We start from the raw sequence: 25,351 nt of genomic DNA, 5'->3' as shown, positions 1-25,351 counted from the left end.
TTGCCCTACCCAGAGTGACCGGCGCAGGGTGGGATGTCCTTGATAGGGGCGCCGGTGAGAACCGTGGACAGGGGCTGGTTGCTGAGGAGCGGGGCGAGGGCGGTGGCGCCAGGGAGGGCGATGAGGGCGGAGACGGTGGTCTTGGCGGGATCGATCGCTTCGGTTCGGCAGAACTTTGGCGACAGCGAAACGGAGAGGGCGTTGTTGCCCTGCGGCAGGGTTTTTGTCCAGGCCTGGGCTTCGCGGATCGCCTGCTTGTCGGGGTCAGAAAAGCCGAACAGGTAGTAGTTGCGCTCGCCGCTGGGGGGCGGCAGCGTGCCGGCGAGTTCGGCGGCGTCGGCGGCGACCAGGGTCGCCTTGATGTGGCGCTCGCCGCTGGCTGGGGTGGTGATGTCGAAGCTGAGCGTGGAGCCGTCCGGGACCGGCTCGAGGGCCGGGGGCAGATCGAAGGCGAGGAGCAGGCTGGCGACGTCGTCATTGAGATAGTCGAGGCCGCGGAGCTTGCTGGCGGTGCCGATGGGGATGGAGGAGCAGGCGGCGAGCGCTGTGGCGGCCAGGATGACGGCGATGCGGGTGGTCCGGCGGATCAAGTTCCCCTCCCCTGCCCCAGTGAAGGAGCGTCGACCGATGGGTACGAGATTCCCGGGCTTGGGGGAATGGCGGAGACGGGTTCCCGCCCTGCATCATGGCTCCCCCATTCTTCCGGCCGGAGGGGCCGCTTCGTGCGTGATGGTACTTAAGGGCGCCGACTAATCCCCGCAGTTTCGGCCAGCCCTATCCTCTCCCTCGAACAGGGGAAGGGACAGGTTCATGGAAGACAGCAAGCGTCGGGCGCGCAACGTCGAGCGGCTCAAGCAGCTTTATCCGGCATTCGCGGCTCGACTGCGGCGGGTGATCGAGACGCTGGAGGCAGCAGGGCTCAGGCCGCGCATCCAGGACGCGTGGCGTTCGCAGGAGGATCAGCTCAAGGCGTTCAACGCGGGCAACTCGAAGCTGAAATACGGGTTCCACAATGTCACCGGCAAGGACGGGACGCCCGAGGCGCTGGCGGTGGACCTGCTCGATGACGACAACCCGCTCAACTCGCGCAAATCCTACCTGCTGCAGCTGGCAGCGGCGGCGCGGGCGGCCGGCGTAGCGACCGGCGTCCGCTGGGGCGTGCCCCAGCATCTGCTCGGAGGACTGGAACAGGCGATCGAGAACGCCGACTGGGATGCCAACGTCAAGATCGGCTGGGACCCGACACATGTCGAGCCCGTGGGGATCAAGGTTTCCGAGGCGCGCGCCGGCAAGCGGCCAAACTAGCCGAAGACGCTCGCGCCGCGATCCGCCGTGCCCACCAGGGCGCGGAAGCCGGCGAAGAGCTCGCGGCCCATGCCGTAGTGCTCGCGGCGCAAATCCTCGGTCGCCGGGGTGCGGGAGAGGAATTCGCGTTCGTCGCCGATGAAGGTCAACGTGCCTTCGTTGGCGTCGAGGCGGATCAGGTCGCCGTCGCGGATCTTGGCGATGGCGCCGCCGTCGCTGGCTTCGGGGGTCATGTGGATGGCGGCAGGAATCTTGCCCGAGGCGCCCGACATGCGGCCGTCGGTGACCAGCGCAACCTTATGGCCGCGGTCCTGCAGGATGCCGAGCTGCGGGGTGAGCTTGTGGAGCTCGGGCATGCCGACGGACTTGGGGCCCTGGAACCGAACCACGGCGATGACGTCGCCGTTGAGCTCGCCGTTCTTGAAGGCGGCCTGCATGCCCTCCTGCGTGTGGAAGACGCGAGCCTTTGCTTCGACGACGCGGTTCTCGGGCTTCACGGCCGAGACCTTGATCACCGACTTGCCAAGGTTGCCCGAGAGCACCTTGAGACCGCCATTGGCGGAGAAGGCGTCCTTGACCGGGGCGAGCACCTTGGGGTCGCCGGAGACGGCCGGCGAGGGCTCGAAGGCGAGCTTGTCCTCGATCAGCTTGGCTTCGACGGTGTAACCCGAGAGGCCCTGGCCCCACACGGTCTTGACGTCTTCGTGCAGGTACCCGGCTTCGAGCAGTTCGCGGATGAGGAAACCCATGCCGCCGGCGGCGTGGAAGTGGTTCACGTCGGCGATGCCGTTGGGATAGACGCGGGCGAGCAGCGGGACGGCGCCGGAAAGCTCGGACATATCCTCCCAGGTGACCTTGAGGCCGGCCGCCGCGGCGATGGCGACGAGGTGCATGGTGTGGTTGGTGGAACCACCTGTCGCAAGCAGCCCGACGAGGCCGTTGACGATGGCCTTCTCGTCGACGACGTGGCCGATCGGCGTGTAGTCGTTGCCCTCGGCGGTGAGCGACAGGGCGCGCTTGGTGGCTTCGCGGGTCAGCGCTTCGCGCAACGGAGTGTTGGGGTTGACGAAGCTGGCGCCCGGCAAATGCAGGCCCATGATCTCCATCAGCATCTGGTTGGAGTTTGCGGTGCCGTAGAAGGTGCAGGTGCCGGGCGAGTGGTAGGACTTGGCCTCGCTCTCGAGCAGTTCGGCGCGACCGACCTTGCCCTCGGCATAGAGCTGGCGGACCTTGGCCTTCTCGTCATTGGAGATGCCAGTGGGCATCGGGCCGGCGGGGACGAACACGGCGGGCAGGTGCCCGAAGGTCAGCGCGCCGATCATCAGGCCGGGGACGATCTTGTCGCAGATGCCGAGATAGACCGCGGCATCGAACATGTTGTGGCTGAGCGCGATGGCGGTCGACATGGCGATGACGTCGCGGCTGAACAGGCTGAGGTCCATGCCGGGCTGGCCCTGGGTGACGCCGTCGCACATCGCGGGCACGCCGCCGGCGACCTGGGCGGTCTGGCCGATGGAGCGGGCTGCGTCCTTGATGATGTCGGGATAGGTTGCGTAGGGCTGATGGGCGCTCAGCATGTCGTTGTAGGATGTGACGATGCCGAGGTTCAGCGCCTTCGAACCGGCGAGCTTTGCCTTGTCGGAAGGCGAGCAGGCGGCGAAGCCGTGGGCGAGATTGCCGCACGCGAGCACCGAGCGGTTGACGCCCTGGCCGCGCGCCGCGTCGATGCGCTCGAGATATTCGCGGCGTGAGCCGGCACTCCGGGCCGCGATGCGGTCGGTGACTTCCTGGACGATCTTGACGACGGACATCTCATGCTCCTTGGGGGAGCCCTAGCAGTCTCTAGGGGCTCCAGAAGATAGTCAGCGGTGTCTGGCTTTGTCTGAGAATAGACCTGATCGGCATGTCCTCAACGGGACCTTCCGCCGCAGCCTGCTCCAGCGTCGCCAGCTTTTCCTCCCCCTCGATATGCAGATAGAGGCCCGACGCGTCGAGAAGGCGCTTCAGGACCAGCGTCACCCGGGGCTCCCCTGCCCCAGGCGCCCGGATGGCGAGGGCCGGCCCCTCGCCGGTCAGCGCCGCAGCGAGGTTGTCGCCGCCGGGAAAGAACGATGCAGTGTGGCCGTCATTGCCCATGCCGAGGATCACCGCGTCGAACGGCGTCGGCAGGGCGTTGATGGCGATGTTGGTGCGGGCGATGGCCGGGCCGTCCGGCTCGTCGCCGCCGGAATAGAGCGGCACGAAATGCGCCGACGCGGCCGGCCCCTGCAGCAGCTTCTCGTTGACCAAGAGCGCGTTGGAGCGGTTGCTGGTCTCGTCCACCCAGCGTTCATCGACCAGGGTGACGGTGACCCTCGACCAGTCGATGTCCTTCCGCCGCCCGAGCACCGAGAAGAACCGCGCCGGGGTCGAGCCGCCGGAGACGGCGAGCACGGCCTGGCCGCGCGCCTCGATGCCGTCGTTCAGGTGCTCAGCGACGGTTTCGGCGAGCGCCAGCGCCAGGTCTTCCTTGGTGCCGAAGCTGCGCCGGGTCGCGTTCAATGGCCTTCCTCATGCCAGGTGCGGCCGTCGCGCTCGATCAGCGCGATGGCGCCGGTGGGGCCCCATGTGCCGGCAGTATAGGTCTGCGGCGCGTCGCTTGCGAGGTCCCAGCCGTTGCGGATCGGATCGATCCACTGCCAGGCCGCCTCGAGCTCGTCGCGGCGCATGAACAGCGTCTGCGAGCCACGGATGACGTCGAGCAGCAGGCGCTCGTAGGCCTCGGGCGTGCGCTCCTGGAAGGCTTCGGCGAAGCTCAGGTTGAGCGGCACCTCGCGCAGGCGCATGCCGCCCGGGCCCGGATCCTTGATCATCAGGAACAGTTTTACGCCTTCATCGGGCTGGATGCGGATGACCAGCCGGTTGGGCTTGGGCGCGCCCTGGGCGTGATCGAACATCGAGTGCGGGATGTTGCGGAACTGGATGACGATCTCGGACGCGCGCGAGACCAGCCGCTTGCCGGTGCGGATATAGAACGGCACGCCGGACCAGCGCCAGTTCTCGATCTCGGCCTTGATGGCGACGAAGGTCTCGGTGCGCGAGCCCTTCTTGTCCTCGGGCAGCTCGTCCTGGTAGCTGGCGACGGCGGACCCGTCGACGCTGCCGCCGCGATACTGGCCGCGCACGGTGACGCGGCCGACATCGGCGCCGGCAACCGGCTTCAGCGAGCGCAGCACCTTCAGCTTTTCGTCGCGCAGCGCGTTGGCGGCGTCAGACGCAGGGGGCTCCATGGCGACGAGGCAGAGCAGCTGGATGATGTGGTTCTGCACCATGTCACGCAGCGCGCCGGACTCGTCGTAGTAGCCGCGGGTGCCCGCGCCAACCGACTCGGCGACGGTGATCTGCACGTGGTCGATATGGGCGGAGTTCCAGATCGGCTCGAACAGGATGTTGGCGAAGCGCAGCGCCAAGAGGTTCTGTACCGTCTCTTTGCCGAGGTAGTGGTCGATCCGGTAGACCTGATCTTCCTTGAAGATCTTGGACACTTCGTCGTTGATCTCGATCGACGAGGCGAGGTCGTGGCCGAGCGGCTTTTCAATCACCACGCGGGCGTCGCGGCGGTAATAGCCCTTCTTGAGGATGTACTCGCAGGTCGGCCCGAACAGGTCTGGCGCGATGGCGAGGTAGAAGGCACGGACGACCTTCGGGTCGTCACGCAGGTTCTTCGACAGATCGCCCCAGTGGGCCTCGTCGGTGACGTCGTTGGGGACGTACGAGAAGGCACCGATGAAGCGATCGATGGTCTTCTTGTCCTGGTAGTCCTTCTCGACGAAGGCTTCGATGGACTCGCGGGCGAGCTTCTGGAACTCGGCATCGGTCAGCTTGGTGCGCGACACGCCGATTATGCGGCTGTGTTCGTCGAACTGGCCATCCTTGAAGCGATGGTAGAGCGCCGGGATGAGCTTGCGCTTGGTGAGGTCGCCCGTTGCGCCGAACACCACATAATCGAAGGGCTGGACCGGGATGATACGGCTGGACACGCTCTTCAGGCTCCTATCGAGATAGTTCATGGCAACTCAGGCGAAGTTCTGCTTGGCAAGGATGACGGCGCCGTGAAGCGGCTCGTCGACGGGGCGGACGATGAAATCGCCGTGGCGCTCGATCATCAGCGGATAAAGCCGGGTACCGAAGCCACCGACGGCGGCCATCCGGGTGACGCCGCGCGCCTTGAACCAGCGGACATAGGTGTCGATGTAGCTCAGCTCGAGCTCCATCAGCTCCTTGGCCACCGGGTCGCCCTGCTCATAGTAGTCGAAAAACATCGGGATCAATGCCCCGAATTCGGCCGGGGCGCGGCCGAGCAACGTCGAGGGCGCACCATCGCCGGCGGGCATCGGGCCGCGCGGATCCTGCGGGAACGACCAATCCATCACCGCGTCGATACTACCGCCGAGCTTCGCAATCACGGCTTCGGTGAGCGGTGAGCCGGAGACGAGGCCATCGGTCGCTTCCACGGCACGGCGCACCAGTTCGCGGCCGAGGATGGCGCCCGACATCTGGTCGCCGATCTGGAAGCCCCAGCCGCCGCACTGGTGGCGCTGGCCATTGACGATGGCCATGGCAGCGGAGCCGGTGCCGACAATGATCACCGCGCCATCGGCGCCGCCATGGGCGCCGGCACGGGCGATATCGATGTCGTCGTAAACCTTGACGTTGGCGAAGGGCCACGGGCGCTGCTCGAAGGCCTCGCGCGCCGACGGCAGGCGGCCACCCGCCATGCCGAAGCAGGCATAGGTGTTGGCGGCTTCGGCAATGTCGACGCCGGCCTTCTTGAACACCTCTTTGGTGCCCTCGGTGATGGAGCGGAAAGCCGGGTCGCCGGCCTCGATCTGCAGGTTCGAACGACCACCGGCGGCATCGGCGAGGGTCTCGAGATTCTCGTTGGCGAGGCGGATACGGCAGTTGGTGCCACCACCATCCACCCCGAGATAGTACCTAGGCACCGAACGCGCACTCCCTGCCACGATTGTTGGCTTGCCGACCCAGGAGCCCCCCGAGTCCGGCGCGGACCTTAATGCCAAAGGTTTTCAGACGAAAGTAGAATAAGCATGGGAGCGCGACTGGAAAGGCCGCTTGCCGCATGGCTCGCATGCGGACAAAAGTCCGGCGCTGATGGATCGAAGCGTCGGAAACGCGCATTCCTTCATGCGGCGCGAAGGGCAAGGAGGCAAGAAATGGGTCATGTGCTGGTGCTGGGCGGGGCGCGCTCGGGCAAGACCGGATTTGCCGAACGGCTGGCGATGCGAGCGGGAGAGCGGCCGGCCTATCTCGCTACGGCCGAAGCGCTGGACGCAGAGATGCGCGACCGGGTGCAGAGCCACCAGCAGCAGCGCGCGCAGGCGTTTGCCACGATCGAGGAGCCGTTGCGGCTCAGCGCTGCTATCGCCAGTGCGGCCAAGGTGCACGACGTGATCCTCGTCGATTGCCTGACGCTATGGATCACCAACCTGATCGTCGCCAACGAGAACGTGGCGGCGGCAGTGGACGAGTTGCTGGCGACACTGGCGGCGACGACGAGTGCCCAGGTGATCCTCGTGTCGAACGAGGTGGGGCTGGGGATCGTGCCGGACAACGCGATGGCACGGATGTTCAGGGATCTAGCGGGTTCGGCGCACCAGCGATTGGCCGAGATCTGCGACGATGCGTATTTCGTGGTGGCCGGGTTGCCGATGGTGCTGAAGGGAGTGGCGCCGGAGGCGGAAGTGATGGCGCGGCGGGGGTATGAGGCTTGAAGTAGCCAGCGGATGCTGCCCTCACACTCGGTGTCATTCCCGCGAAGGCGGGAACCTAGTGGGATGCTTCCGAGCTCAGTCGACGATGAGATATCCCGCTGGGTTCCCGCCTACGCGGGAATGAAGCCGGAGGGTGGGGACGAAAAGCAGGGTCGCGTCCGCTAAGCCAGTCGCCACAGGACCAGGGCAATCAGCACCGTCACAACCAGCGTCAGGTTCAGCGTCATCGCGTAGAGTTTCAGCGAGCGATCGACATCATCAGCAATCAGTTCCGCCCGACCATCGCCGAAACTCGGGAGTTCCACCACCTCGCCGTCATAGCTGCGCGGCCCACCGAGCCGAAAGCCCAGCGCTCCGGCCATGGCGGCTTCGGGCCAGCCGGCGTTGGGGCTTTCGTGCTTCTTCGCATCGCGGAGGGCAGTGGACCAGGCGAGCTCCGGGTGTGCGCCTTTGACGAAGAAGCTCGCGCCGGCGATCAGCAGGGCGGTGAGCCGTGCGGGGATCAGATTCAAGAGATCATCGAAGCGGGCGCTGGCCCAGCCGAACTCGAGGTGGCGCTCGGTCTTGTGGCCGATCATCGAGTCGGCGGTGTTGACCGCCTTGTAGAGCGCGATGCCGGGCAGCCCGAGCAGCAGCAGCCAGAACAGCGGGGCGACGACAGCATCGGACGTGGATTCGGCGAGCGACTCGATGGCGGCGCGGGCGACGCCGGCCTCATCGAGGGATTGCGGATCGCGGCCGACAATGTGGCTGACGGCGGCGCGGCCTTCGGGGAGGCTGCGGCGGAGCGCGGTGGCGACGGTGCGCACGGCGTCGCCGAGAGCTTTTTGGGCGAGGAAGGTCGAAGCGAGGATGGCTTCGAGGATGAAGCCGAAGGGGATGAGGCGGCAGAGCCAGGCGACGAGGCCGGCGAGGATGCCGCTGACCGCCAGCAGGATGATGAGTGCGAGGACGCCCTTGCCGCGGCGGTTGGCGTCGCGGTTGAGGCGGAGATCGAGCAGCGAGATCAGCTTGCCGATCCAGATCACCGGGTGGCCAATGCGGGCGACGAGGCTATTGGGGTAGCCAGCGAGGCGCTCGATCAGCAGCGCGAGAGGGGCGAGGAGCGCCTGCATCAGCGGGCGAGCCTCAGCAGGGCGTCGAGATCGAGATGGCGTTCGAGGTGCGCGGCGAGGGCATCGAGGGTGGTGTCGATGGTGGCCTCGTAGGCGAGGCTCGAGGTGGCGGTGGCGGCGGGGCCGAGGAAGTTGCGGCGGAAGGCATCGGCGGCGAAGAGGCCGTGGAGGTAGGTACCCATAACCGTGCCATCGGCGCTGACCGCTCCATCGGCGGCATCACCGATGCGGGCAAAGGGGGTTTCGAGGCCCCGGCCGCGGGTAACGCCCATGTGCATGTGATAGCCGACGAGCGGATCGCCGGTCAGGGCCGAGGTGGCGTGCTCGACGCGCAGCTCCTTGGTGGGGCCGAGGACGGTGTCGATGTCGAGCAGGTTGAGACCGGCCGAGGTGCCGGCGACCCCCTCGATGCCTTCAGGGTCGAAGACCGTGTGGCCCAGCATCTGGAAGCCGCCGCAGAGGCCGAGCACGCGAGCGCCGGCGCGATGATGGGCGAGGACATCGATGTCCCAGCCGTATTCGCGGAGCGCGGCGAGATCGCTGCGGGTGGCCTTCGAACCGGGGATGATGATCAGGTCGGCATAGGGCAGCGGACGGCCGGGCTCGATGATTTCGAGGCTGACGGCGGGCTCGAGACGGAGTGGATCGAGGTCGTCGAAATTGGCGATGCGCGGCAGGCGGGGCACGACGATGCGGTAGGCACCCTGCCCCGGCGTCTGCTGTTCCTCGAGCGCGAGTGCATCTTCGGCCGGGAGTTTTCGCGCGTCGGCGAAGAACGGGATCGGCCCGAGACAGGGCACATTGGTGCGATCGGCAATGAATTGCTTGCCACCGTCAAACAATTCTGGATCGCCCTGGAATTTGTTGACCAGCGTCGCGGCGATCAGCGCGGCATCTGCCCGATCGATCACCGCGAAGGTGCCGACCAGGGCGGCGATGACGCCGCCACGCTGGATGTCGCCGATCAGCACCACCGGCTTGTCGGCGGCGCGGGCGAAACCGAAATTGGCGATGTCGCCTGGCCGGAGGTTCACCTCGGAGGCACTGCCGGCGCCTTCGACCAGGATCAGGTCGGCAGTGGCGGCGAGTTCGTGGTGCGCGGCGAGCACAGCTGGCAGAAGTTCATGTCTTTTCGACCAATAATCCCGTGCCTTGTATGATCCAACACGCTGCCCACGCACGACCAATTGCGAGCCAGTTTCATGCTCGGGCTTCAGCAGCACCGGGTTCATCGCAGTGACCGGCTCGCGGCGTGAAGCCCGCGCCTGCAGCGCCTGGGCACGCCCGATCTCCCCGCCATCGGCAGTGACGGCGGCATTGTTGGACATATTCTGCGGCTTGAACGGCGCGACCCGCAGCCCGCGATTGGCATAGGCGCGGCAGAGGCCCGCCACCAGCAGCGACTTGCCGACGTCGGAACCGGTGCCCATGAACATGAGGGATCCTGCCATGCCCGCCGTTCTAGCCGCTGACGCCGCGATCCGATAGGGAGGAGGGATGCGCACCATCCTCGTCATCGGCATCGGGGCCGGCAACCCGGAATATGTCACCGTGCAGGCGCTCTCCGCCTTCGAGCGGGCCGACGTATTTTTCATACCTGACAAGGGAGCGGAGAGGGCCGGCCTCAACACCATTCGCCTGGCCATACTGAAGCAGTATATCGACCACCAATACCGACTGGTGGAGTTCGCCATCCCTTCGCGCCGGAAGGCCGAGACGCCGGACTATCGCGCCAGCGTCGAGGAATGGCGAGACAAGCTCGAGGATGCCTATCGCCGGATGTTCTCAGAACTGGCCGAGGACGGCGTTGGCGCCTTCCTCGTCTGGGGCTGCCCGACGCTCTATGACGGCACACTCCGCATACTCAGGGACATGCAGGCAGCGGGATGGGAAATCGCCATCGAGGTGATTCCCGGCATCTCGGCACCGCAGGCACTGGCGGCGCAGCATCAGGTGACGCTGAACCGGGTGGGTGAGGCGGTGACCATCACCACCGGGCGACGGGTGGGCGAAGGCGAGGCGGATGGGCTGACGAGCGCCGTAGTGATGCTGGATAACCACCAGGTGTTCCGGCGGTTTGCCGGGGATGACGCTGAGATCTTCTGGGGCGCCTACCTGGGGACGGCGGACGAGATTCTCGTCGCGGGGAAGGTGTCCGAGGTGATGGACGAGATCGACGTGAAGCGGCGCGAGGCGCAGGCGCGGAACGGGTGGATCATGGATACGTACATGATCCGCAAGCCTCAGGCGGACTGATCGACGTCGATGACGTGGGCGTAGGAGCCCATGATGCGGCCTTGGATGAGACCCATCGGCGGAAGCGCTTCGCCGAGGGCGTCGGTGGCGTGGAAGAGCGGCGTGCCGTGGGTTTTGCGGGCGGACGAGTAGTGGAACTCGTGACCGATGAGGTCTCGCGGGAACGGCAGCGGGCTTTGGTGGCTCAGGCGGCGGTAGCCGAGGACGCGCTTGGGGCGGTCAATGCGGGTCTCGTGCGGGAGCAGGCTGGACATCGGGTGGGTGACGCCGGACTTGTCGGTGAGGGTGGCGCCGAGCACCATGAAGCCCCCGCACTCTCCGTAGATGAGCGCTGAGTTTTCGGCAGAAGCACGCAGGCCGCGCATGAAATTCTGGGCGCTGGCGAGGCGAGCGGCGTGGAGCTCGGGATAGCCGCCGGGGAGGAAGACGGCGTCGGCGGATGGGTCGGGGGCTTCGTCGGCGAGCGGGGAGAAGAAGCTGAGGCTGGCGCCGGCGGCGCGCCAGTCGGCGAGCCAATGCGGGTAGAGGAAGGCGAAGGCGTCGTCGCGGGCGATCGCGACATGTTGGCCTAGGGGTGGGAGGCTGGTCCGTGTGGCCGCCCCCTCCACCAGCGTCGCTGGTCCCGCTCCCTCGCCACGCGGGGGAGGATACCCCTCATCCGCCCTTCGGGCACCTTCTCCCACAAGGGGAGAAGGCAATGGGGCCGAGAGGGCAAGGAGCAGGTTGAGATCGAGGTAGTCCTCCATCGCTGCAGCGGCGGTGGCGACGACGTTGTCGAACTGGGCGATCTCGTCGGGGAGGACGAGGCCTAGGTGGCGGTCGGGGAGGCCGAGGGCTTCGCGTTTTGGGATGACGCCGAGGAGCGGGATATCGATGGCGCTGAGCGCAGCGCGGAGCATGGCTTCGTGGCGGGTGGACGCGGCGCGGTTGACGATGAGGCCGGCGACTTTCACGTCGGGACGCCAGGTGGCGAAGCCGTGGGCGAGCGCGGCGATCGACTGGGATTGGCGCTCAGCATCGAGGACGAGGATCACGGGCAAGCCGAGGGTGGCGGCGAGATCGGCTGTGGAGCCGCGGCCGTCGGCAGCACCGTCGAACAGGCCCATGACGCCCTCGACGAGGAGGAGATCGGCATCGGCGGCGTGGGTGCTGGCGAGGTGGCGCAGGCGGGCGGGCGACATGGCCCAGGGATCGAGATTGATGGCGGCGCGACGGGCGGCACGGCTGAGGATGGTGGTGTCGATATAGTCGGGGCCGGTCTTCGCCGGGGCGATGCCTAGGCCGCGCGCCCTGAGGGCGGCGAGGAGGCCGAGCGTGATGGTGGTCTTGCCGGAGCCGGAGCGCGGGGCAGCGATGACGAGGCCGTTCATCTGGCCACCCGAAGATTGTGCTGCAAAATCTTGGGGCTAGCAGTTATGGTGGGGACGGCGCCGTGAGACCGGGGGGTACTAGCGGCGCCACGGCGGGCCGCCAGGGCGCCGGACTTGGGGAAAGCGACCAGACGATGAAGATCCTGATCCTTGGGGGGACAGAGGAAGCGCGGCAGCTTGCCGGGCAACTGACCAAGATGGGCCACGACGTCACCACGTCGCTCGCCGGCCGGACCAGCGATCCGCTGCTGCCCGCAGGCGCGGTGAGGGTGGGCGGCTTTGGCGGTGGCGACGGGATGGGCAATTACATCATCACCGAGCGGTTCGACCGGCTGGTGGATGCAACGCATCCCTATGCCGAGGAGATCAAGCGCAACGCGGTGAGGGCGGCCGAGCTTGCCGAGCTGAAGCTGGTGCGGCTGACCCGGCCGGCCTGGAGCGAGCCGCAATATGCGTTCTGGAAGCACGTCGCATCGGCAGAGGAAGCGGCGGCGAGCCTGCCCAAGGGGGCTCGGGCGCTGCTGACGGTGGGGCACACACATCTCGATGCGTACCTCAAGCGCACCGATTGCAGCTTCGTGGTGCGCTCGATCGAGCCGCCGGAAAAGGAACTGCCTGTCAATGCCACCTCGCTCCTGGCGCGGCCGCCGTTCTTCTTCAACGGCGAGTTCCAGATGATGCAGGAACAGGGGATCACCCACCTGGTCTGCAAGAACTCGGGCGGGGCGCAGACGGAGGCCAAGCTGCAGGCAGCGCTCAGGCTGCGGCTGCCGGTGTTCATGATCGACCGGCCGGCACTGCCGCCAGCGCATGAGGTGCCGACAGTCGGGCAGGCGATTGCGGCGCTGAAGCTGGGGTAGGTTGGTCGAGGGGCTGGTGCGGGAAACGCACCCCCCACCCTGTCCCTCCCCCGCAAGGGGGGAGGAGACGCTTACACTTGCACCGCGCGTGAGGCTGCGACGGCTGACAGGGAGGGTCTGCCTCCCCCTTACGGGGAGGGGACAGGGGTGCTCTTCCCGCACGGCCCTATCGGCGGTCATGCCCCTGCCCGCGACTTCTTCTTTCCCGCGTTCCGCAGCACGTGGGCGAAGCTCTCGTCGTAGAGCTTTGACTCGCGGAAGCGGGTTTCGCCCAGGACGCGGCCGACGAGGATCAGGGCGGTGCGGGTGATCTTTTCCTCGCGGACGCGGGCCTTCATCTCGGAGAGCGTGGTGAAGATCACTTCCTCGTCCGGCCAGGTGGCGCGGTAGATGATAACCACCGGACAATCGGCGCCGTAGTTCGGGGTGAGCGCGGTTTCGACGTAGCCGAGATTGCGGATCGACAGGTGGATGCAGAGTGTCGCCTTCGACAGCCCGAGGATTTCGAGGCTTTCCGACTCCGGCATGGCGGATGCCTTGCCGGAGGTGCGGGTGAGGATGATGGTCTGACTGATTTCCGGCAGGGTCAGTTCGGCGGAGATGCGGGCGGCGGCGCCGGCGAAGGCGGGAACGCCGGGGACGACCTCGTAGGGGATGCCGAGGGCGTCGAGGCGGCGCATCTGCTCGGCGACGGCGCCATAGATCGACGGATCGCCGGAGTGGACGCGCGACACATCCTTGCCGACGTCATTGGCTTTGATGATCTCGTCAATGATCTCGTCGAGATGCATGGGGGCGGTGTCGCGGACCAGCGCGCCAGCGGGAGCGGCGGCGACGATTTCGGCGGGGACGAGCGAGCCGGCATAGAGGCAGACTTCGCAGCGCTCGATCAGGCGCTGGCCACGCAGCGTAATGAGGTCGGGCGCGCCGGGGCCGGCGCCTATGAAGTAGACGGTCATTTGCTGCTTTCGACGGACTTGGCCGCGTAGCCGCGCGGCGTGTAGGCGACGGTACCCGAGCCGCGCTGAAAGGTGCGGGAAGTGCTGGCGCCGATGATGATGATGGTGAGCATGTCGATCTCGGTTGGATCGAACTCGCTGAGTTCGACGACGCGGACGCGCTCGGTGGGGCGGCCGAGGTTGGAGCCGATGATGACCGGGGTCGAGGGCGGACGGTATTCGAGGAAGATACGCTTGGTCTCCTCGATCAGGTCTGTGCGGCGCTGCGAGCGCGGGTTGTAGAGCGCGGTGACGAAATCGGCGCGGGCGGCGCCATCGAGGCGTTTCAGGATGTCGTCGCGGGGGGTGAGGAGGTCCGAGAGCGAGATGCAGCAGAAGTCGTGGCCGATCAGCGCGCCGGCGGCGGCGGAGGCGGCCTGGAAGGCGGAGACGCCGGGGTGGGTTTCGAGATTGACGCGGCGGGCGACGTCGGAGACGGCTCGCGGGCCGGTGGCATCGAGCAGCTCGTAGGCGAGCGCGGCCATGGCGTAGATCTGCGCGTCGCCAGAGCAGATGAGCGACACGACCTTGCCTTCGGCAGCGAGTTCGAGGGCGTGGCGGACGCGGGTTTCTTCCTCGCCGAGCCCGTAACGGTGTTCGACCTGGCCGCGGCGGAGATCGGCGACGAGATCGAGATACAGGTCGTAGCCGACCCAGTCGGTGCTCTGCTCGAGTGCGTTGACGGAAGCGGCGGTCCGAGAGATGGCTTCGCCCGGGCCAATGCCGACGAGATGAAGCACGCCGGGGCGGCGACCGAAGGTTGCGGGGTCGATGGGGTGTAGCGCCTTGCCGATGGCGCAGGTGGCGCGCTCGGATTTCAGCTTTTCGACCACCAGCGGGCCGGCCTTCAAGGCCGAGGCTTCGGCGACGCTTGGGGTGCCTACCGTTTCCTCGACATAGTCGGAAGGGGACTTGAGGCGGTAGCGCTCCTGCAGGAGTTCGGCCGCGGAGAACAGGCGGAGCGGCACGCTAAAGTGGCGAGCGGCCTCGAGCAGCGCGGGTTCGTCGGCCTTGATGTCGATCGAGGCGAGGGCGGCGAGGCTTTCGGGGGCGAGGTTCTGCTTGGCGAGGGCGAAATCGATGAGGGCGATGACCTCCTCGGCTTCCGCCCCGCGCTCGCAGCCTACACCGGCGACGAGGGTTTTTGGGTGATAGACGACGCCGCGCTCGATGCGCAGCTTCTGCTCAGTGACCAGCACCTTGACCGCGCCCATCGAAGAGACCGGATAGCCGGCCTCGGCGAGGAACGGCGCCTCGCCCTCGATCTGCAGCTTGGCGCCCAGCAGCAGCGCCATCATGGCGGGCTTGGCATCCTGCGGGGTACCGAGCACCCACCCCGCGGGCGGCTCGTCGAGGCTGTGGAGGAACTTGCTGTCGGACGCCGTGGTGATGGCGGGGTGGCCGCCGAGTTCATCGGCGAGCTCGCGCGCCAGTCGGTTGGCGCCGCGGTGGCCACCGAGCAGCGGCACGATGCTGCCGCCGCCGAGCGAGACGGCGAGGACCGGCGGTTCCTTCTGCTTGTTCTCAAGGCTGGCGGCGAGCAGGCGGATCAGGATGCCGGCCGCGCAGACGCCGATGATGGGGCGACCTTCGGAAAACAGACGCGGCAGCAGCTTCAGCGCATCGGCACCGCCCTGCCCGCAGGTGTAGATCTCGCCGCCGGTCGCCTCGGCGATGCGCGTGGCGGTATCGAGCCCGGTGTCGGCGAAGATGATGATGGCGGGGGTGGTCATGCCGCGTTCTCCCCGCTGCCCCAGGCTTCGGCGCCGCGATAGCAGAGGATGGTGGAGAAGTAGGGCCGCTCGTCATGGGCGAAATCGGCGAGGCGGGTGATGCGCTGGCGATCCATGGTGGCGTGTTCAACGACGATGGCGCCAGCGGCATGGCCGGTTTCGGCGAGCAGCGCGCGGACACGGTCGAAGTGGCGGCCGACCTTGATGATGGCGGCGGCGGGGGTGGCGGCTAGCTCGGCGCGGAGGGTGGCGTCGTCGAGGGGGGCGGGGAGGATCTTCAGCATTTCGTTGCGGGCAGCGAGCGGGCGGCCAATGGCGGCGGCGGCGGCGGTGAGCGAGGTGACGCCTGGGACGATGGCCACCGGGGCATGGGCGCCGACGCGGGCGACGAGATACATGGCCGAGCCGTAGAACAGCGGATCGCCCTCGCAGAGCCAGGCGACATCGCGACCGGCGCGGAGGTGGGTGAGGATGGCTTCGGCGGCGGCATCATAGGCGGCCTGGGCCGGGCCGCGTTCGACCGACATCGGGATGCTGACGGGGAGGCGCTCGGCGGCGGGATTGAGGTGCGGGCCGGCAATTTCGAGCGCGAGCGCGGCGTCCTCACCGGTGGTGGGGTAGGCAACGACCGGGATGGAGGCGAGCAGGCGGGCGGCCTTCAGCGTCAGCAATTCGGGATCGCCGGGGCCGACACCGACGAGATGGAGGGTACCGGTCACGGTGTCACCACGAGGCCGTGCAGCGCCTTGGTGACGGACCACTGAGTGACCGCCATGCGCGGTTTGAAAGCGCGGTGGCCGCCGACGCGATCGAGCGCGGAGATTTCGATGCGGGTGAGTTCGCCGCCGAGCTGCAGGTGGCGCGAGTAGAGCGCATGCTCGGCATCGAGGGTGACGGCATTGGCGACAAGGCGGCCGCCGGGCTTCAGCGCGTTCCAGCAGGCATCGAACAGATCATCATTGCCGACATCGCCGCCCATGAAGATGGCGTCGGGCGGGGCCGTGCGCCCGAACGTGCCGGGCGCCTCGCCGCTGACGATCTCGAGGTGCGGGACGCCGAGGGCGGCAGCGTTCAGCGCGATCATCTGCAGGCGCTCGCCTTCGCGCTCGAAGGCAATGGCCTTGGCGTCGCGAGCGGCACGCATCCACTCGATAGCGATGGAGCCCGAGCCGGCGCCGACATCCCACAGCAGCGCGCCGGGGAACGGGCCGAGCTTGGCGAGGGTGGCGGCGCGGATCTCGCGCTTGGTCAGCTGGCCATCGTTGACGAAGGTTTCGTCGGGCAGGCCGGGGACCGGGGGCAGCAGCGGGGCAGTGAAATCGGGGACGCAATCAATGGCGAGGACGTAGAAATCATCGACTTCGCGGGTGTTGAAGGCCTCGGCCTCGTCGGAGGTGATCTTCTCGTCCGGGCCGCCGAGGTTTTCGAGCGTGGTGACGAGGCTCCGGCCATAGCCGCGATCGACGAGGAGCTCGATAGCGAGATCGACGGTGGTGTGGTCGGCGGTGAGCGCGAGGATGCGATTGCCGGGGACGAGGTGCGGGTGCAGCGTTTCGACGGCGCGGCCATGCAGGGAGATGGTCGCCACAGATTGCAGCGGCCAGTGGAGACGCGCGGCGGCGAGTTGGAAGGCGGAGGGGTGGGCGTGGATGACGAACTCGGACGGCAACAGATAGCGGGTGAGCGTGGCGCCGATGCCGAACCACATCGGGTCGCCCGAGGCGAGGATGACCGTGGGGGTTTCGCGCAGCGCCATCACCTGCTCGATCATGGTTTCGAGCGGCGGCTCCCATTCGATCAGGGTGCGGCCATCGGCATAGGAGGAGGCCGGCGAATGGTCCGGTTCCTCGCCGGAGAGGGCGCGGGCGACGGCCTCGAAGCTGCGCTTGGTGACGAACTCGGGATTGAACAGGTCAGCGCCGGCATTGGGCCGGGTGATGGGCTCGAGATCGGCGAGGAAGCGGGCCGGGCCGATGACGGTGTCGGCATAGTTGAGCAGCAGCTTGTAGGACGCCGGCAGCTCGCTCGGGCCGCGCTCCCCTACCCCGATGATGTGCAGCCAGGCGGTCATGCGAGGTCTTTCGAAATGGCATTGAAGGCGGCGCTGGCGATGGCCGAGCCACCGCGGCGACCGCGCACCGTGAGGAATGGAATAGAAAGCGCGTTGGTCGCGAGCAAGGCCTTGCTTTCAGCCGCCCCCACGAAACCGACCGGCGCGGCGATGATGGCGGCGGGGCGCGGGCCGCCTGCTTCGATCAGTTCGATGAGGTGGAACAGGGCGGTGGGGGCGTTGCCGATGAGGACGACGGCGCCTTCGAGACGGGGGCGCCAGAGTTCGACGGCGGCAGCGGACCGGGTGGTGCCGAGGGATTTGGCGAGAGCCGGGACGGACGGATCGTTGAGGGTGAGGACGAGCTCGGTGGTCTCCGCAAGGTGGCGGCGGATGATGCCGGAGCGGACCATTTCGCAATCGCAGAGGACGGGGGCGGCGGAGTTGAGGGCGTGGCGCGCGGCAGCGACGACGGAGGGATCGCCGACGATGTCGGCGGCGAGGTCGACCATGCCGCAGGCGTGGATCATGCGGATGGCGGCGGGGTGGAGTTCGGGCGGCAGCGAGGAGAGGTCGGCTTCGGCTGCGATGGTGGCGAAGCTCTTGATGTAGATGGCGTCGGGGTCGCGGAGGTAGCTCATGCGGCGCTCCGCAGCTCGGCGAGCAGCGCTTGGTGGCCAGCGCCGGCGATCCAGCCTTCCTCGGTGAGGAGGATTTCGCGCTCCTCCCCCGACAGCCCTGCCGGTGGGCTGAGGACGGTGGCGAGGAGGCCGGCGCGGTCGAGTTCGGCGAAGCGGCCGGTGGTGACTTCGACCTGGGCGCGGTCGCGCGGCAGGCCGTCGGCATCGGTGACCGGGAACAGCGAGGGGTAGATTTCGACGATGGTGATGGGCTTGGCTAGATTGTCGGCGAAGGCGGTTTCGAATGGCCAGACGGCGATGTCGGCGGCGAAGCGCGGATCGCTGCGCAGGGCTTCGAGGCGGGCGATGCCGAGCATGGCCTGGCTGCCGACGGAGCCGACGCCGGTAAGTTTCCAAACCGGCTGGGCGCTGCGGACATAGCGCTCGGCGAGGCGGCGTTCCGGGATGGTGGAGTAAGCGGTGGCGGGGCGCTTCGGGGTTAGGCCGGGGTAGCTGTGCTGGTGCGGGTGGCCCCAGAAGTGCGGGCCGTCGGCGAGGCGGAGGTTGAGGGACTCGGCGAGCTGGAAGCGGTTGGAGCGGTTGTCAGGGGCGTCCACCACAAGGCGGTGGAGCGTTGACCACAACTGCAGCCATCGGGGCTCATCGCCCCCCCACCCATCCTCCCCCGCAAGGGGGGAGGTGTCTGAGCGGCCGGTGGCTCGCGCGATGGCTGCCGCGGCGCCGCGGGGGTAGCCGAAGACGAAGTCGAAGCCGAGCATGATGCGCTCGCTGCGCTGGCGGGCGGCGAGGAGGCGGCTGGCGATGTGCTGCATCGCCAGGTAGCGGGTTGGTGGGTTCTCGCTCGGGGCGCGGCCGTCGGGGCCGAGTTCGCCGATCCAGATCGAGTCCTTGCCGCGCTTCGGGGTGTTCGCCGCCGACCAATCCACCGCGATGTAGCGATCGAAGAGCGGCATTAGCTCTCCTGGTCCTCGCGAGCGAGGCGGCCGGGGATTTTGGGGAGGGTCACTGGCCCGAGTGGGTGGTCGGCGTGGGGATAGGGGTGGTGGTGATGATCGGCGTGATCATGGTGGTGATGGGGGCCGTCGCCGTGGTGATGGCCGTGATCCTCGGGGTAGCCGTGATCGTGGCTGCCGCCCAGGCGGATCACCGGGAAAGCAGGGTTGGCGACGAGGGCGTGTTGGGCCGGCGCGTGGGTGTGTGGGTGCGCATGCGGGTGGGCGTGATCGTGGTTGTGGTCATGCCCATGATCATGATCATGGCTGGGGAGCGGGGTCCAAGGCAGGCCGTGCTTCAGGCAGAAGGCTTCGTCGCGGCAGGAGGAATCGCAATCGCCCTTGCAGGGGCAGTTCTCTAGGCCGCCGCCGATGCCTTCGACGTGGTGGTGGTGGCTTTCCTGCGCGAGGCCGACTTCGGCTTCGAAGCCCAGCACCTGCTCGCGGTATTTGCACATGGCGCAGTTCATCAGGTTCTGCCCGACCAGCATTTCCTGGATGCGATCGACGAAGGTCTCGACCACCAGCGGGTGATCGTTGAGGTAGGGCGCGTTGAGGAACTCGATGTGCGGGTATTTGGCGGCGGCTTCGTTGGCCGCGTCGTAGATGCGCTTGACCAGCACGCCGGTGAACAGGAAGTAGGGGAAGACGATGATGCGGCGGTAGCCGAGTTTCACGGCATGATCGAGCGCCGGAGCGACGAGCGGGAAGGTGACGCCGGAATAGGCGATCTCGCCCCAGCCGAAGCCCATGCCCTCCCAGAGCAGGCGCATGACTTTCGCGACGTTGGAATTGGCGTCGGGATCGGAGGCGCCGCGGCCGACGACGACGAGCAGGGTTTCGTGGCGCGGAACGTCGTTGGGGGAAGAGTCGATGGCCTCCTGGATGCGATCGCCGGCGGCGCGCAGCATCTTGAGGTCGACGCCGAGTTCGCGGCCGTAGGTGATCTCAACCGGTTTGCCGGCGGCATAGGTGTTGAGCACCGAGGGGATATCGTTCTTGGCGTGGCCAGCGGCGAACAGCATGCCTGGGACGGCGAGGACCCGCTTGACGCCGGCGGTGCGGAGCTTGTCGAGGCCTTGGTGAATCACCGGGTTGGCGAACTCGAGGTAGCCGTATTCGACGGGCACGCCCGGTAGCCGCTCGCGCAGGCGCTCGGCCAGCACGGCGAACTCGCCGACGGCGAGTTGGTTGCGGCTGCCATGGCCGCACAGCATGATTCCGGTCTCAGCCGGCAGGATCAGGGATTTTTCCATTCTCGCCTCTGTTTATCACAAAGGCAGAGTTCGCTTTCGACCAACCAGCAGCCCCGGATTTGGTCCCCGATTTGGGTCGACCGCACCGAGCGTGAGTTTCAGTCCATCAAGGAACGCTGCGCTATCAAGGGGTTGTAGTGAGGGGGCCATGAGGGGTCAAACGATTCCCCCATCACCCGCGAACGCTTCTGAAAATCACTTGCAAATACAGCAGCTTGTCAGCGCGAGGCGGCTCGTCTATTGGCCGTTGATGGCCATCAGCTCTTCCAACCTCGCCGTCCGTGTCGCCTATGGCAGCCTCGCCATCGGCATCCTGGTGCTGGCGTTGAAGGGCTTTGCGGCATGGTCGACGGGATCGATCGCGCTCTACTCGGACGCGCTCGAGAGCGTGGTCAACCTCGTAACGTCGGTAGTGGCGCTGATCGCGGTACGGCTGTCGGCACGGCCGGCGGATGCATCGCTGCCCTATGGGTACTACAAGGCCGAGTATTTCTCGGCCGTGGTGATCGGCATCTTCATCGCGGTCGCGGCACTGCTGATTTTCCGCGAGGCGTATTTCGGCTTCATCCATCCGCGCCCGTTCGAGCTCGATCCGCTGGGGTTGAGCATGAGCCTGCTGGCCACGGCGATCAATGCCGGGTGGGCGTTCTGGCTGATGCGGTGGGGCCGGCAGGAAGGCTCGCCGGCCCTGGTGGCGGATGGGCGGCACCTGTGGACGGACGTGGTGTCCACGCTCGGCGTGCTGATCGGCGTGGCGCTGGCGGCGGCAACCGGCTGGGTGCAGCTCGATGCGATTCTCGCGGCGCTGGTTGGTATCGCGATCCTCTGGTCGGGGTGGGAGCTGATCAAGCAGAGCGTCATCGGGCTGATGGACGTGGCGGTGGAGCCCAAGCTGCTCAACCAGATCCGCGAGATCATCTCGGCCAATGCCGAAGGGGCGATCGAGGCGCATGACATCCGCACCCGGCAGGCGGGGAAGATGACGTTCATCGATTTCCACCTCGTGGTGCCTGGCGCCATGAGCGTCGCGGCGGCGCACGCGATCTGCGACGGGATCGAGGCGAAGCTGCGCGAGACCGTGGAGCGGGCGCAGATCACCATCCATGTCGAGCCCGAGAACAAGGCGAAGCACTCGGGGATCGTGGTGGTCTGAGGGGGCGCACCGATGAGCTGGTGCGAGCCACCCCCCACCCCTGTCCAAGCCATTCGAGCATAGCTCTCATGGCCTTCTCCCCTAAAATCGCTCCACTGGAGCGATTTTACCTTCGGCCGGCTCGAAGCCCCGCAAGGGGGAGGGAGACCAAAACACCGGCGTCAGGAACGAGGCGCTACCGTCGGCGCTTCGCACCAGCACAGCCCGTGAAAGCCTAAGTACTTCAAACTATTGCAGCCGGTTGGGCGCATTCCTACATATTCAGCAGCCGATGCGGGCTCGATCCGCGGGCTCTGCATCTTGGCACATGGAGGCTAAGATGGCTCTCAATGCTCCCAACATGGTGATGTACCTGCTGGCGCTGCTCCTCGCGATTGTCGGCGTGCTCGCCTATTTCGGCGTGCTCGGCGCGATCGTGGGTTGGGCGTTCTGGCTGATGGTGATCGCGTTCGTCGTGCTCGCCGTCGCAGTGCTGGTGAAAACCGCCTGAGACGCTGGTGCAACGGCGCGCAACCCATGGCGGCTGCGCGCCGCACAACTTGTGCAAAGCCGCCTTCGCGGCATGGCTGCGATTCAGCGGCGCGCCTAAGCTTCTGCTCGTGTGCATGACCCAGGAGGTCTTCTATGACTCTCAATGCGCCTAGCCAGACCATGTTCATCGTCGCCGTCGTCATCGCGGTTATCGCGTTGCTGGGGGCAATCGTCGCGATACCTTTCGTCAGTGCCTACGCGTTCTGGATTCTGATCGTTGCCTTCATCATTCTCGCCGCAGCGGTGATGATGAAGGGGGCCTGACGCCCCGGCATTTCGCCGTTTGATGAAACGGCGAAAGCATTTGGGGTTTGAGGTTGCAGGCAAGCGCATGGCGGGCAATCCTCGCCGCCATGCGCGCTCTGATTTGTTTCATACTTATCGCCCTCGCTGCCCCGGCGCTTGCCGCTGGGTGGGAGACCTATGGCAACCCCCGCTTCGGCTACGCGATCGACGTGTCGCCGGGGTTCGAGTGGGGCAAGGAGGCGGACAACGGTGATGGCCGCGCCTTCCGCGATGGCGCCAGAAAGCTGCTGGTGTGGGGTGGCAATATCACCGAGCACAGTTTTGAAAGCGCGGTCGCTGCAGCGAAGGCGTTCGCGATCGGGGATGGCTGGACCATCACATATGAGGCGGTGACGCCGAGCTGGGCCAGTTACTCCGGCACGCAGGGCCAGCGCGTGCTGTACCAGCGGATGATCGCGTTGTGCGACGGGCAATATGCGGCGTTTCGGCTGGAATACTCGGCGGTCGATATCGGTGCGCTGGGTCCGGTGGTGGATCGGTTGGTGCAGAGCCTTGAGGGAGGGTGCTGATGGTGCGGGTTTACCAGCGCGAGGACTGGGCGGTGCATCCGACGCGCCGCTCCGGCGAGTGGGAAGGGGGCGACGCCAATGTGACGCTGATCCTGCACGACAGCGTCGAGGCGGGCATCGGTCCGCGGCTGCATACGCATCCCTACCCCGAGACGTTCATCATCGAGGAGGGACGCGCGGTGTTCACGGTGGGGGACGAGGAGATCGAGGCCGGGCCGGGGCAGATTCTGGTGGTGCCGGCGAACACGCCGCACAAGTTCCGGACGCTCGGGCCGATGAAGAGCCTGCACATTCATGCGAGCCCGAAGTTTGAGACGCGGTGGCTGGAGTGAGCGGGCTGGTTTGCCCATCCACCGGGGCGGACGTTTCGGAGCTTAGGGCGCGCCTCCTAGAACTCGATCCCCGCCTGTGCCTTCACGCCCGCACGGAACGGGTGCTTGATCTCCGTCATTTCGGTGACAAGGTCAGCTAATTCGATGATTTCGTCCTTGGCATTGCGGCCGGTGACGATGACGTGGGTGTCGCGCGGCTTGTTGCGCAGGACCTCGAGCACTTCGTCGAGCGGCAGATAATCGTAGCGCAGCACGATGTTGAGCTCGTCGAGCAGGATGAGCTTGTAGCTCTCGTCGGCAATGAGTTCCTTGGCCATCTCCCAGGCGCCCCGGGCGGCGGCGAGGTCGCGCTGGCGGTCCTGGGTGTCCCAGGTGAAGCCCTCGCCCATCGCCTTGATGGTCACCTGGTCGGGGAACTTGTCGAGCACGTCGCGCTCGCCGGTGGACCAGGCACCCTTGACGAACTGTACCACGCCGACCTTGAAGCCGTGGCCGATGGCGCGGAACACCATGCCGAACGCGGCGGTGGATTTGCCCTTGCCCTTGCCGGTGTGGACGATGAGCAGGCCGCGTTCCTCAGTCTTGGTGGCGAGGATCTTGTTCCGCGCCTCCTTCTTCTTGCGCATCTTTTCGGCGTGATAGGCGTCGCGCTCGGCTTCACTCATCAGGTCAGTCTTCTTGGGGGCGCGGTCGGTCATTTGGACTCCTCGAGGAAGGCGTAGGCGGAATTGGACCTGGGTGTCCAGAAGCCGCGGCGGCGGGCTTCGTTGAACTTTTCGATCAGCTCGTCATAGCCGAAACGGTTGTTGAGCTGGATGAAAGTACGCGTCGCGTCGTCTTCGACGAAGGCTTCGAACGCGAGGTCAAAATGGTGGGTCTTCACGGCGCCGGTGGTGGCGGCGAAGGCGAACATGTAGTCGACCGTGGCGATGATCTCGAAAGCGCCTTTGTAGCCGTGGCGTTTCACGCCATCGATCCATTTGGGGTTCACGACGCGAGAGCGGACGACCTTCGAAATCTCCTCCTCCAGCGTGCGGGCCAACGGGCGGTCGGGACGGGAGTGGTCGTTGTGATAGGCCGCGGGGGCCCGGCCGGTGAGGGTTTCGGCAGTGACGGCGAGGCCGCCCTCGAACTGGTAGTAGTCGTCGCTGTCGAGCAGGTCATGCTCGCGGTTGTCCTGGTTGTGGACCACGGCTTCGATGTCGGAGAGGCGGGCGGCGAAGCGGTCGCGCTCGGGCACGCCGTCGGCGTTGGCGCCGTAGGCGTACTGGCCCCAATTGAGGAAGGCCTCGGCGAGGTTGGCCTTGGTCTCCCAGTTGCCGGAATCCATCAAGCCCTGCAGGCCTGCGCCATAGGCGCCGGGTTTCGAGCCGAAGATGCGGTGGCCGGCGCCCAGCGCGGCGGTGCGATCATCGGCGCCGGATTTCATCAGCTCCAGTGCGTCGGTGCGCATGCGGGCGGCGATCGGGTTCTGGTCCTCGGGCTCATCGAGCGCGCCGATGGCGCGGACGGCCTTGTCGAACAGCGCGATCTGGGCCGGGAAGGCATCGCGGAAGAAGCCGGAGATGCGCAGGGTGACATCGACCCGGGGGCGGCCGAGTTTCGCCAGCGGGATGATCTCGTAGCCGGAAATGCGGAGCGAGGACGGGTCCCATACGGGCTTGGCGCCGATGAAGGCGAGGGCCTGGGCGATATCGTCGCCGCCGGTGCGCATGTTGGCGGTGCCCCAGACGGAGAGCGCGAGCGAGCGGAGCGGGAGGCCGTGGTCCTGGAAGTGGCGGGTGAGTAGGTTCTCGGCGGATTTTTTGCCGAGTTCCCAGGCGGTGGGGGTGGGCACGGCGCGGATGTCGACGGAGTAGAAATTGCGGCCGGTGGGGAGCACGTCGAGGCGGCCGCGCGAGGGGGCGCCAGACGGGCCGGGGGCGATGAACTTGCCATCAAGGCCGAGGAGGAGGGAGGCGAGCTCGTTCGGGCCGGAGGCGGCGAGGCGGGGGCGGATAACGTGCTCTATCGTTTCGAGAACAGACTTTGTCGCGTGCCAATCGGCGTCAGGGGCCCTGCCCTCGACCAACTCTGCCGCCAGCGCTTCCAGGTATTCGACGACGTCGCCGACCGTGCGTGGGGTCGCCCCCTCCACCAGCTTCGCTGGTCCCCCTCCCCCGCCCCGCGGGGG

General features: G+C 66.8%; 26 protein-coding genes. 9 read left to right on the top strand and 17 right to left on the bottom strand.

Annotated elements, in window-relative coordinates; genetic code table 11:
• Positions 1-5 precede the first annotated feature (5 nt).
• The gene (locus AC1DV8_RS12895) at positions 6-590 is read right to left on the bottom strand and encodes a hypothetical protein (RefSeq protein WP_477157722.1); all 585 of its coding nucleotides are present in this window, start codon (positions 588-590) and stop codon (positions 6-8) included.
• A gap of 220 nt (positions 591-810) precedes the next feature.
• Here AC1DV8_RS12895 and AC1DV8_RS12890 point away from each other — a divergent pair, with 220 nt between their 5' ends.
• Positions 811-1,305 (top strand): M15 family metallopeptidase domain-containing protein, encoded by a 495-nt coding sequence (locus AC1DV8_RS12890; protein WP_477157721.1) that lies wholly within the window; start codon positions 811-813, stop codon positions 1,303-1,305.
• Here the strand turns inward: AC1DV8_RS12890 and edd are convergent.
• From edd to AC1DV8_RS12870, 4 genes are read right to left on the bottom strand one after another with little or no spacing between them, the layout of a single operon-like run.
• A complete protein-coding gene (edd, locus tag AC1DV8_RS12885; protein WP_477157720.1) occupies positions 1,302-3,116 on the bottom strand; it encodes a phosphogluconate dehydratase in 1,815 nt (604 codons plus the stop codon). The genes AC1DV8_RS12890 and edd overlap by 4 nt on opposite strands.
• Positions 3,117-3,147: 31 nt before the next feature.
• Positions 3,148-3,846: a 6-phosphogluconolactonase gene (gene pgl, locus AC1DV8_RS12880; RefSeq protein ID WP_477150795.1), complete on the bottom strand. Its 699-nt coding sequence runs from the start codon at positions 3,844-3,846 to the stop codon at positions 3,148-3,150.
• Positions 3,843-5,324 carry a glucose-6-phosphate dehydrogenase gene (gene zwf, locus AC1DV8_RS12875; RefSeq protein ID WP_477157719.1) on the bottom strand — a complete coding sequence of 494 codons (1,482 nt, stop codon included), beginning with the start codon at positions 5,322-5,324 and terminating at the stop codon, positions 3,843-3,845. The genes pgl and zwf overlap by 4 nt, the downstream gene beginning before the upstream one ends.
• 36 nt (positions 5,325-5,360) lie before the next feature.
• Positions 5,361-6,287 carry a glucosamine kinase nucleotide-binding domain-containing protein gene (locus tag AC1DV8_RS12870; RefSeq protein ID WP_477157718.1) on the bottom strand — a complete coding sequence of 309 codons (927 nt, stop codon included), beginning with the start codon at positions 6,285-6,287 and terminating at the stop codon, positions 5,361-5,363.
• 231 nt (positions 6,288-6,518) lie between these two features.
• Here AC1DV8_RS12870 and cobU point away from each other — a divergent pair, with 231 nt between their 5' ends.
• A complete protein-coding gene (gene cobU / locus AC1DV8_RS12865) occupies positions 6,519-7,076 on the top strand; it encodes a bifunctional adenosylcobinamide kinase/adenosylcobinamide-phosphate guanylyltransferase (RefSeq protein WP_477157717.1) in 558 nt (185 codons plus the stop codon).
• A 161-nt stretch (positions 7,077-7,237) separates the two neighbouring features.
• Here cobU and cbiB read toward each other — a convergent pair whose 3' ends face one another.
• Complete coding sequence (gene cbiB / locus AC1DV8_RS12860; protein ID WP_477157716.1) at positions 7,238-8,191, bottom strand: adenosylcobinamide-phosphate synthase CbiB; 954 nt, start codon at positions 8,189-8,191, stop codon at positions 7,238-7,240.
• Entirely contained in the window at positions 8,191-9,642 is a 1,452-nt protein-coding gene (locus AC1DV8_RS12855; RefSeq protein ID WP_477157715.1) for a cobyric acid synthase, read from the bottom strand. Before AC1DV8_RS12855 ends, cbiB begins: the two co-directional genes overlap by 1 nt.
• A gap of 46 nt (positions 9,643-9,688) precedes the next feature.
• Here AC1DV8_RS12855 and cobF point away from each other — a divergent pair, with 46 nt between their 5' ends.
• Entirely contained in the window at positions 9,689-10,447 is a 759-nt protein-coding gene (gene cobF / locus AC1DV8_RS12850) for a precorrin-6A synthase (deacetylating) (RefSeq protein ID WP_477157714.1), read from the top strand.
• Here the strand turns inward: cobF and AC1DV8_RS12845 are convergent.
• Positions 10,435-11,817 carry a cobyrinate a,c-diamide synthase gene (locus AC1DV8_RS12845; RefSeq protein ID WP_477157713.1) on the bottom strand — a complete coding sequence of 461 codons (1,383 nt, stop codon included), beginning with the start codon at positions 11,815-11,817 and terminating at the stop codon, positions 10,435-10,437. The genes cobF and AC1DV8_RS12845 overlap by 13 nt on opposite strands.
• Before the next feature lie 134 nt (positions 11,818-11,951).
• On the opposite strand from AC1DV8_RS12845, the gene AC1DV8_RS12840 reads away from it, so the two are divergent.
• Positions 11,952-12,677 (top strand): cobalt-precorrin-6A reductase, encoded by a 726-nt coding sequence (locus tag AC1DV8_RS12840; RefSeq protein WP_477157712.1) that lies wholly within the window; start codon positions 11,952-11,954, stop codon positions 12,675-12,677.
• A 176-nt stretch (positions 12,678-12,853) separates the two neighbouring features.
• Here the strand turns inward: AC1DV8_RS12840 and cobM are convergent, their stop codons facing one another.
• Genes cobM through AC1DV8_RS12805 form a run of 7 tightly spaced genes read right to left on the bottom strand, consistent with a single transcriptional unit; the run spans position 12,854 to position 20,347 of the window.
• Positions 12,854-13,636 carry a precorrin-4 C(11)-methyltransferase gene (gene cobM / locus AC1DV8_RS12835; RefSeq protein WP_477157711.1) on the bottom strand — a complete coding sequence of 261 codons (783 nt, stop codon included), beginning with the start codon at positions 13,634-13,636 and terminating at the stop codon, positions 12,854-12,856.
• Positions 13,633-15,408 carry a cobalamin biosynthesis protein gene (locus tag AC1DV8_RS12830; RefSeq protein ID WP_477157710.1) on the bottom strand — a complete coding sequence of 592 codons (1,776 nt, stop codon included), beginning with the start codon at positions 15,406-15,408 and terminating at the stop codon, positions 13,633-13,635. Before AC1DV8_RS12830 ends, cobM begins: the two co-directional genes overlap by 4 nt.
• Positions 15,405-16,127 (bottom strand): precorrin-2 C(20)-methyltransferase, encoded by a 723-nt coding sequence (gene cobI, locus AC1DV8_RS12825; protein ID WP_477157709.1) that lies wholly within the window; start codon positions 16,125-16,127, stop codon positions 15,405-15,407. The genes AC1DV8_RS12830 and cobI overlap by 4 nt, the downstream gene beginning before the upstream one ends.
• Entirely contained in the window at positions 16,124-17,479 is a 1,356-nt protein-coding gene (gene cbiE / locus AC1DV8_RS12820; RefSeq protein ID WP_477157708.1) for a precorrin-6y C5,15-methyltransferase (decarboxylating) subunit CbiE, read from the bottom strand. The genes cobI and cbiE overlap by 4 nt, the downstream gene beginning before the upstream one ends.
• On the bottom strand, positions 17,476-18,099 hold the full coding sequence (locus AC1DV8_RS12815) for a precorrin-8X methylmutase (protein WP_477150808.1): 624 nt from the start codon (positions 18,097-18,099) through the stop codon (positions 17,476-17,478). Before AC1DV8_RS12815 ends, cbiE begins: the two co-directional genes overlap by 4 nt.
• Positions 18,096-19,052, bottom strand: coding sequence for a hypothetical protein (locus AC1DV8_RS12810; RefSeq protein WP_477157707.1), 957 nt, complete (start codon positions 19,050-19,052; stop codon positions 18,096-18,098). Before AC1DV8_RS12810 ends, AC1DV8_RS12815 begins: the two co-directional genes overlap by 4 nt.
• The gene (locus tag AC1DV8_RS12805) at positions 19,052-20,347 is read right to left on the bottom strand and encodes a sirohydrochlorin chelatase (RefSeq protein ID WP_477157706.1); all 1,296 of its coding nucleotides are present in this window, start codon (positions 20,345-20,347) and stop codon (positions 19,052-19,054) included. Before AC1DV8_RS12805 ends, AC1DV8_RS12810 begins: the two co-directional genes overlap by 1 nt.
• Positions 20,348-20,597: 250 nt before the next feature.
• On the opposite strand from AC1DV8_RS12805, the gene AC1DV8_RS12800 reads away from it, so the two are divergent.
• The 5 genes from AC1DV8_RS12800 to AC1DV8_RS12780 all read left to right on the top strand — a co-directional run bounded on the left by AC1DV8_RS12800 (position 20,598) and on the right by AC1DV8_RS12780 (position 23,178).
• Positions 20,598-21,500 carry a cation diffusion facilitator family transporter gene (locus AC1DV8_RS12800; RefSeq protein WP_477157705.1) on the top strand — a complete coding sequence of 301 codons (903 nt, stop codon included), beginning with the start codon at positions 20,598-20,600 and terminating at the stop codon, positions 21,498-21,500.
• 319 nt (positions 21,501-21,819) lie between these two features.
• On the top strand, positions 21,820-21,990 hold the full coding sequence (locus tag AC1DV8_RS12795; RefSeq protein WP_477150812.1) for a hypothetical protein: 171 nt from the start codon (positions 21,820-21,822) through the stop codon (positions 21,988-21,990).
• A 134-nt stretch (positions 21,991-22,124) separates the two neighbouring features.
• On the top strand, positions 22,125-22,295 hold the full coding sequence (locus AC1DV8_RS12790) for a hypothetical protein (RefSeq protein WP_477150813.1): 171 nt from the start codon (positions 22,125-22,127) through the stop codon (positions 22,293-22,295).
• Positions 22,296-22,384: 89 nt separating this feature from the next.
• A complete protein-coding gene (locus tag AC1DV8_RS12785; protein ID WP_477157704.1) occupies positions 22,385-22,846 on the top strand; it encodes a hypothetical protein in 462 nt (153 codons plus the stop codon).
• A complete protein-coding gene (locus AC1DV8_RS12780; protein ID WP_477157703.1) occupies positions 22,846-23,178 on the top strand; it encodes a cupin domain-containing protein in 333 nt (110 codons plus the stop codon). Before AC1DV8_RS12785 ends, AC1DV8_RS12780 begins: the two co-directional genes overlap by 1 nt.
• A gap of 56 nt (positions 23,179-23,234) precedes the next feature.
• Here the strand turns inward: AC1DV8_RS12780 and cobO are convergent, their stop codons facing one another.
• Together cobO and AC1DV8_RS12770 are read right to left on the bottom strand one after the other, a co-directional pair.
• Positions 23,235-23,876 carry a cob(I)yrinic acid a,c-diamide adenosyltransferase gene (gene cobO / locus AC1DV8_RS12775; RefSeq protein WP_477157702.1) on the bottom strand — a complete coding sequence of 214 codons (642 nt, stop codon included), beginning with the start codon at positions 23,874-23,876 and terminating at the stop codon, positions 23,235-23,237.
• Positions 23,873-25,351, bottom strand: a 1,479-nt coding sequence (locus AC1DV8_RS12770; RefSeq protein WP_477157701.1) for a cobaltochelatase subunit CobN, incomplete at its 5' end; no start/stop codon positions are given. The genes cobO and AC1DV8_RS12770, both read right to left, overlap by 4 nt.

The sequence above is a fragment of the Devosia sp. P3_B2 genome (assembly GCF_056402875.1).
This window is presented reverse-complemented; position numbering and strand designations above follow the sequence as displayed.

Excerpts from the sequence above, each read along its gene's own strand:
- AC1DV8_RS12890 (WP_477157721.1), top strand. The coding sequence starts at position 811 with ATGGAAGACAGCAAGCGTCGGGCGCGCAACGTCGAGCGGCTCAAGCAG.
- edd (WP_477157720.1), bottom strand. The coding sequence starts at position 3,116 with ATGTCCGTCGTCAAGATCGTCCAGGAAGTCACCGACCGCATCGCGGCC.
- cobU (WP_477157717.1), top strand. The coding sequence starts at position 6,519 with ATGGGTCATGTGCTGGTGCTGGGCGGGGCGCGCTCGGGCAAGACCGGA.
- cbiB (WP_477157716.1), bottom strand. The coding sequence starts at position 8,191 with ATGCAGGCGCTCCTCGCCCCTCTCGCGCTGCTGATCGAGCGCCTCGCT.
- AC1DV8_RS12855 (WP_477157715.1), bottom strand. The coding sequence starts at position 9,642 with ATGGCAGGATCCCTCATGTTCATGGGCACCGGTTCCGACGTCGGCAAG.
- cobF (WP_477157714.1), top strand. The coding sequence starts at position 9,689 with ATGCGCACCATCCTCGTCATCGGCATCGGGGCCGGCAACCCGGAATAT.
- AC1DV8_RS12845 (WP_477157713.1), bottom strand. The coding sequence starts at position 11,817 with ATGAACGGCCTCGTCATCGCTGCCCCGCGCTCCGGCTCCGGCAAGACC.
- AC1DV8_RS12840 (WP_477157712.1), top strand. The coding sequence starts at position 11,952 with ATGAAGATCCTGATCCTTGGGGGGACAGAGGAAGCGCGGCAGCTTGCC.
- cobM (WP_477157711.1), bottom strand. The coding sequence starts at position 13,636 with ATGACCGTCTACTTCATAGGCGCCGGCCCCGGCGCGCCCGACCTCATT.
- AC1DV8_RS12830 (WP_477157710.1), bottom strand. The coding sequence starts at position 15,408 with ATGACCACCCCCGCCATCATCATCTTCGCCGACACCGGGCTCGATACC.
- cbiE (WP_477157708.1), bottom strand. The coding sequence starts at position 17,479 with ATGACCGCCTGGCTGCACATCATCGGGGTAGGGGAGCGCGGCCCGAGC.
- AC1DV8_RS12815 (WP_477150808.1), bottom strand. The coding sequence starts at position 18,099 with ATGAGCTACCTCCGCGACCCCGACGCCATCTACATCAAGAGCTTCGCC.
- AC1DV8_RS12810 (WP_477157707.1), bottom strand. The coding sequence starts at position 19,052 with ATGCCGCTCTTCGATCGCTACATCGCGGTGGATTGGTCGGCGGCGAAC.
- AC1DV8_RS12805 (WP_477157706.1), bottom strand. The coding sequence starts at position 20,347 with ATGGAAAAATCCCTGATCCTGCCGGCTGAGACCGGAATCATGCTGTGC.
- AC1DV8_RS12800 (WP_477157705.1), top strand. The coding sequence starts at position 20,598 with ATGGCCATCAGCTCTTCCAACCTCGCCGTCCGTGTCGCCTATGGCAGC.
- AC1DV8_RS12795 (WP_477150812.1), top strand. The coding sequence starts at position 21,820 with ATGGCTCTCAATGCTCCCAACATGGTGATGTACCTGCTGGCGCTGCTC.
- AC1DV8_RS12790 (WP_477150813.1), top strand. The coding sequence starts at position 22,125 with ATGACTCTCAATGCGCCTAGCCAGACCATGTTCATCGTCGCCGTCGTC.
- AC1DV8_RS12785 (WP_477157704.1), top strand. The coding sequence starts at position 22,385 with ATGCGCGCTCTGATTTGTTTCATACTTATCGCCCTCGCTGCCCCGGCG.
- AC1DV8_RS12780 (WP_477157703.1), top strand. The coding sequence starts at position 22,846 with ATGGTGCGGGTTTACCAGCGCGAGGACTGGGCGGTGCATCCGACGCGC.
- cobO (WP_477157702.1), bottom strand. The coding sequence starts at position 23,876 with ATGACCGACCGCGCCCCCAAGAAGACTGACCTGATGAGTGAAGCCGAG.